Source organism: Natranaerobius trueperi, from assembly GCF_002216005.1.
GTDB classification, from domain to species: Bacteria; Bacillota; Natranaerobiia; order Natranaerobiales; family Natranaerobiaceae; genus Natranaerobius_A; species Natranaerobius_A trueperi.
The window spans coordinates 78,348-84,353 of record NZ_NIQC01000008.1; the positions used below are offsets into that span (position 1 = coordinate 78,348).

A 6,006-nucleotide genomic window follows, 5' to 3' on the forward strand; every position below is an offset into this window, starting at 1 on the left:
ACCACCTCCAAATAGTTAATTCAATCGTTAAAACAACACCTATATTTACCATTTCTTTAATTTTATGGTAAATCCTTCTTAGGAAATAATGAATCTACTTGGAGGTAACAAAAAAATTAAATATTATGTTTTAAACCACATACTAATAATTTCTTTTAATACTGTTTTAGCATGTAACTGTAATTCTCTAAACTCAAATAATTGGTTTTCAGATTTAGTTATCACTTCAAAATTATCTCTATCTTTCCTTTCTACTACTAAACCTGGAAACTCTAGAATTTCAAACCGATCAGTAATAGTTATGGTATCTTTAGGAAACTTAACATCAGTTTTCTTTTCAATCCGTCTAAGCTCTTTTAAAAGACGCATCTCTTCCCAAGTAAGGTGTAGCTCTGGGTAAGTCTTTGCTTCATTGAATATGTACCAGTTAGTAAATTGTGGACCTTTTGGCCCATAACCCCTAGGTTGAATTGGATGATCTAAACTTTTCCATTCATCTACTACAAATTTAACAGCTAATCTATCAGGATGTGTAGCTTTTTCTGCTTCTGTTATATTCTTTCTAGGAAGGATATAATACTCACTTACCTTCCCATAGTAAAAAATCCCCTGCTTTTGAGTATTGTAAAACTTTCTTTTCGATTGATATATAGCAACATACTTAATTAATCCTAATTGGTTTTTTACTTGATCAAGATAAGTGTAGTACATATTATTTTCTAAACAGACTTCAAGCTGACTTGATCTTTTTAAAGGTCCTATTAATACATCATTGATTTGTTCTTTTTTATCATAATAAGATTTGGTCCCTTTTTGTACAACAGATCGTTCAAAAGCTGTATCAGAGGACTCTAGTAATAAATCATCTAGAAAATTCTCTACTAATTTAGTTTGACTTGGTAAAAACGGTAAAGCTCCAATACTTATTTCAGAAATACTGTCATAAAATTTGCTGGGCTTTCCATCTTCTATCCCAGCAAATGCATTTTCATTATTATGAGGAAATAGTACAAAAGCTCCAAAAATATCTCTTGTATAATTATCATTATTTTTGTTATTTGCTACAATAGCATCTCTATAACGGTGCATAGCATTTATTGTATCTACAGGAGGTCCTATTTGATTAAACTTCACTTTATATTCAGAGCTTGTATCTAATCGATATTTAGCATCAAAAACGTATTGATAGCGAACATTAGAATCACTTTTCTTTAAGCTTAAAATATTATCTGGATGTTGTCCTATAGTTGGTAAATTATTAAAAGCACGATTATATGATACTATAAACTCTTCATTGGTTTTAGGATCATGATACTTAAGTTGAGATTCTTCACCCTTTTGTAAACGTACAACTATTCCCGATCTATCTAAAGTAACTAAGTTATTACTAACAAGATTATACTTATTTCTAAGAAGTGCATTTAACTTTAAAAAGCACCAGTACTCATAGAGTACTGCAATATCTTTTAAAGACATATTAAATATATCTGAACTAATATTTAATCCCTTTTGTATCATTAAGTAATATTTATAAACATCGCGATACCCAGCACCCATTTGCATAACTAAAGAGCTTTTTTCTAAACGATGTAAGTTACCTACATTCTGTAAAAAACTATTGTTTATAAAATTACGTATTTTAGTGCGCATTTTATAGATTTTATCTAATAAATCATCATTAGCATCTAGTTTTTCCTTTTTTATCTTTTCAGAAAAACGTTTTAAACGTCTGTCTACTATAAGTAAGATCCACTTTAAAAATCTATTTTCATAAGTGTCATAGCTAAGCTCTTTTTTACTATCTAATACTTTTTTTGGTATATAACTAGTATTATTTATACTAATTCCTTTGTTATAGCTTTTTTGCATTACATATGGCCTTTTCTGTAACCACCTCATAGTCTCTTTATTTGTCCTTTTAGCTTTTTCTGGCCTAACTACTCTATTTAAGGGAACTATCTTATGATGTGGTTGCCTTCTCACCCGCTCCAAAGCATCACAAAATTTATCAAAGATAGTAGATATAATAGTGAAAAATTCAGCTTCTGAAGGTGTTTCTTCCTGTGTTAGTGTAGTTGAGAGAAAAGTTTTTCTTAAAAAATCAAAAGCTAAGTTATATACCTCTTGGTTAACCTCCTGTAACATCTGTTGAAAGTCATCAAGATAATCTAATTTACTAGGAAATACTTCTATTTCAAATGCAAATATTTCTTCTTCATTCTCTTTTAACACAAACCTAGAAAAACCAACATCATTTCTAAAGTTTATAACTCCTGAGTATACTCTACCACTTTTTCCAGTTGGAGTTACAATATCACTAGAGTATGAGTTATCATACGTCAGTGAATATTGGTTATTTTCTTTTTTTACTTCTAATATAATTTCATAGTTTGTTTGTTCAAAAAAGAAAGGTTCAATCTGTCCTTTATTATAAGGTATTAGATTATTAGAACTATGATCATATATATAAACTTTGTAATTTTGATCTATCAAAGCTTCAAAACTAATATGACTCTTTTTAAAGTTACCTTCAGAGTTATTTAGACCCAAAGCTTGTACATTAGGATGAACTGGGGATCCCTTAATTGATAGTGTAAATATATCAGATTCTATAACTAATAGTTCTACAGCTTTAGAGCCAGAAGGAGGTGAAACCATCTTCATTAAACCTCCCTAACATAAATTCAGCTTTACTTTTCGTTAAAGGATAATTACTAGAACATAAATCAATTATCTTTTCTAATGTTTCCTCTACTTTTAGAGAACTACCTTGAATTCTTGGGAGGATCTTTTGCATTAACTGAAAATCTACTGCCGTATTTTCAGTTAATAGACCATAGTATCTATTGTTTACTAAATAAAAACAATATTCATCTCGTACTCGATACCCAATATGTAATCCAGCTTCTTTTAAAGTAGAATTAATTTGTTCTAATAATTCTACTTGTTTTTTAATATAATCTTCATTACCCTGATAGCAGTCCTTTAATGTTAGATATCTAGTTTTAAACACATTATTATGAGCTTTTTTAGGTAAAACATCTTCAGTTGGTATATCATCAGGAAGATGATTTAAATCAACTTCATTAAACTCAATTGTATTTGCCCTGTCTAAAACTTTACGACTAAAGGAATGAGTAGTTTCATCCATATTAACTGTACCAATAATGTAGAGGTTTTCAGGGAAAATTAATTTTTCACCTAACCCCTCTACTGGCATTGGTGAACTTATAATTTTATTTCCTTGGTTTTTTCTAGTTTCCATTACACTTAAAATATCACTGAAATAATATTCTACTCTTGCTAGATTCATTTCGTCTAAACAGACAAAGTATGGATGTTCTAAATCATTCTCTGCTTTTCTTATAATCTTAGTTAGTTCACCTTCAACAAACTCTCCTTGTAAGTTCTTATAACCTAATAGGTCAGAGCTATCATTCCAATCTGGACGTACTGGAATTAAATTAAACTGACCATTTTCTCTAGTTGCTCCTAATGAGTTTGCAACTAACTCCACTAATTTACTCTTCCCTGTCCCAGATATTCCAGCTAATATTACAAAAGGTTTAGATTTTAAAGATAGTAAGAAGTTTTTGATCATTTCTTTTGAAAACACAAACCCTTTACTATGTACAAATGAAGATACATGATTACTTACTTCACTTAGAAAATTAGCATTAAACTCTTCTTTTTTAGTTTGATTAGAATGTTTATTTCCATCAGATAGTCTAGCATATTTAGTTAAGGGGATATTTCTTTCCAGTATAAAATATGAATGCCCCCTCTCATCTTTTTCTATACTTTGTATCTCAAACTCACCCTCAAAATAAAAAAGTGAATTCTTTTCTTCTCGAACAAAAGGTAATACCGAATATCTTTTATCTTTAAACTTCATTATCGCCTGGTTCGAATTAATTTTCTCATTATATTCTGTGACATCATCAATTTCATGACCATCTAGATAATATTTTAAGTAATTTTTTTTATCATCTAACCACTCATTAGGGTATTCTTGTCCATCTATCGTACACAAAATAATTACCGATTTTAATTCATCAACTTCGATTGGGGAAATTTCTTTTACCAGATTTTGACCTAAGATTGATGCTATATCTTCTTCAGATACTGTATATCCATAATCTAATTCTTTCAGATCATCTATTTTAAGCCAGTTATTATCTATTTTCTTATAATAATCGTAAAGTTGTTTATAAGCTACCTTTCTAAGTTCTAATAGATTATAGCCCTTCTTAAGTTCGGCAAAAACATTTTCACGAAACTTTATCTTATTTGAGCCATCATAATCTATAAAATCTCTTAATGCATTAATGGGTGTCCCAATAATATCATTAATTGATCTAGTTAGTTGGCCTGCTTTATACATTTTTGTTCCTTCTTTTTCCGGCTTCTTTCCATTTTTATAGCGATACAGATAAAAATTATAAAAGTTATCTTCTACATCCTTTATATCAGCAATTCCTTTGTCATCTATATTTTTTAACATAGCTAATATAGTAGCCATCATATATGAAGTGCTTCCTCCATGAAACTTCTGGTCGAATTGTTTTATTACAGACATAGTAATCCCTCCGATAAATCAATGTAAATTTTTACTATACGTACAGTTCGATTAAAGTTATCGTAATCCTTTCTAATATACGCATAATATAACTCTCTAATAGTTAGTTAAAACCAGATATTAGGTTTAAAATGGCTATATAATAATAATTTTCTAATTTAATGATGTACTCTAATTCATAAAGCTCTATATTTCAATTAGTATAAGTATCTTATTATTCCCTATCGCTTTGAGATATAACAAACAATTTTATCTATGTCTCTTTTATGAAAGGGTATTTTAAATTCGTAATTATTTTTATAAAGGTACTTTTTCCAATTCCCTTAAAAATAGTATCCCATTGGTCCATATCTGGTTATTGAATCGAGTAGGAGGTAGATAATTAATTTATCTACCGACCTCTCACACCACCAAGCATACCGTCCGGTACTTGGCGGTTCAATGGTTTGAGTGCAATGCCTCGTATCTTTTGGATATGTCATCATATCCAATTGATGCGAGGTATTCATTTGTTAATGACCTTGATGATATCCAGCTATTGGCTATCCGCCAATAACCTTTCCGAGTGTTTGCCCATTCCCAAGCTTTCCCTTTAGCTATTCCAAGTCGTTTGAGGTTCTTAAACCTCGCACTTATTTTCTTCCATTGCTTCCACAAGTACATTCGAATTCTACGCCTAATCCATTCGTTAAGGGCAGTGATTCTATTCTTCATATCTGCGATGGAGAAATAGCCTAACCAGCCTGTGGTGAATACTTTAAGCTCTTTAAGTATCTTTTGAATCGATCTACCACGTTTACGACTTGTTATCTGACGTACCCTGTCCTTGAACCGTTTTACGGACTTCTGGTGCGGTCGGATTCCAACCTTCCCTCTAACTTTGTAGAGGGAATAGCCAAGAAACTTAAGCTTAAGTGGGCTCCCAATGTTGCTCTTATCTCGATTCACCTTAAGTTTTAATTTCTCTTCGAGGTATTTTGTACAGCTGGTCATTACTCTTTCAGCGGCTCTCTTACTTTTGACGTAGATGATACAGTCATCTGCGTACCTCACAAATTTATGTCCCCTCTTTTCAAGTAGTCGATCAAAACTATTGAGGTAGATATTACTAAGTAGTGGAGACAGGTTTCCACCTTGTGGAGTACCTTTGGTAGAAGGGCTCAAAAGCCCATTTGACATAACTCCACTCTTTAGAAATTTTCGTATGAGTCGTATGATGGTTTCATCCTTTACTTGTTCCCTTACCATACCTATCAACAAGTCATGGTTCACAGTGTCAAAATATTTTGCTAGGTCTATGTCAACTGCATATTTGTAGCCTTGGGCGTAGTAATCTTTTGACCTTTTGATCGCTTGTTGGGCATTACGGTTTGGTCTAAACCCAAAGCTATTATCAGAAAATGTTGGTTCAAATATTGGTTGTAGTA

The 6,006-nt window shown here is 31.2% G+C and carries 3 protein-coding genes; all 3 read right to left on the bottom strand.

Annotation, left to right across the window (positions count from 1 at the left end):
- Nucleotides 1-123: 123 nt before the first annotated feature.
- Complete coding sequence (locus tag CDO51_RS05205) at nt 124-2,664, bottom strand: restriction endonuclease-like protein (protein WP_089023249.1); 2,541 nt, start codon at nt 2,662-2,664, stop codon at nt 124-126.
- Complete coding sequence (locus CDO51_RS05210; RefSeq protein ID WP_089023250.1) at nt 2,633-4,579, bottom strand: McrB family protein; 1,947 nt, start codon at nt 4,577-4,579, stop codon at nt 2,633-2,635. The genes CDO51_RS05205 and CDO51_RS05210 overlap by 32 nt, the downstream gene beginning before the upstream one ends.
- Before the next feature lie 438 nt (nt 4,580-5,017).
- Nucleotides 5,018-6,006: group II intron reverse transcriptase/maturase (gene ltrA / locus CDO51_RS05215; RefSeq protein WP_089023251.1), on the bottom strand; the 989-nt coding region annotated here is incomplete at its 5' end.

Bases quoted from the DNA above. Each gene is read 5' to 3' on its own strand.
- CDO51_RS05205 (WP_089023249.1), bottom strand. From the start codon at position 2,664: ATGAAGATGGTTTCACCTCCTTCTGGCTCTAAAGCTGTAGAACTATTA.
- CDO51_RS05210 (WP_089023250.1), bottom strand. From the start codon at position 4,579: ATGTCTGTAATAAAACAATTCGACCAGAAGTTTCATGGAGGAAGCACT.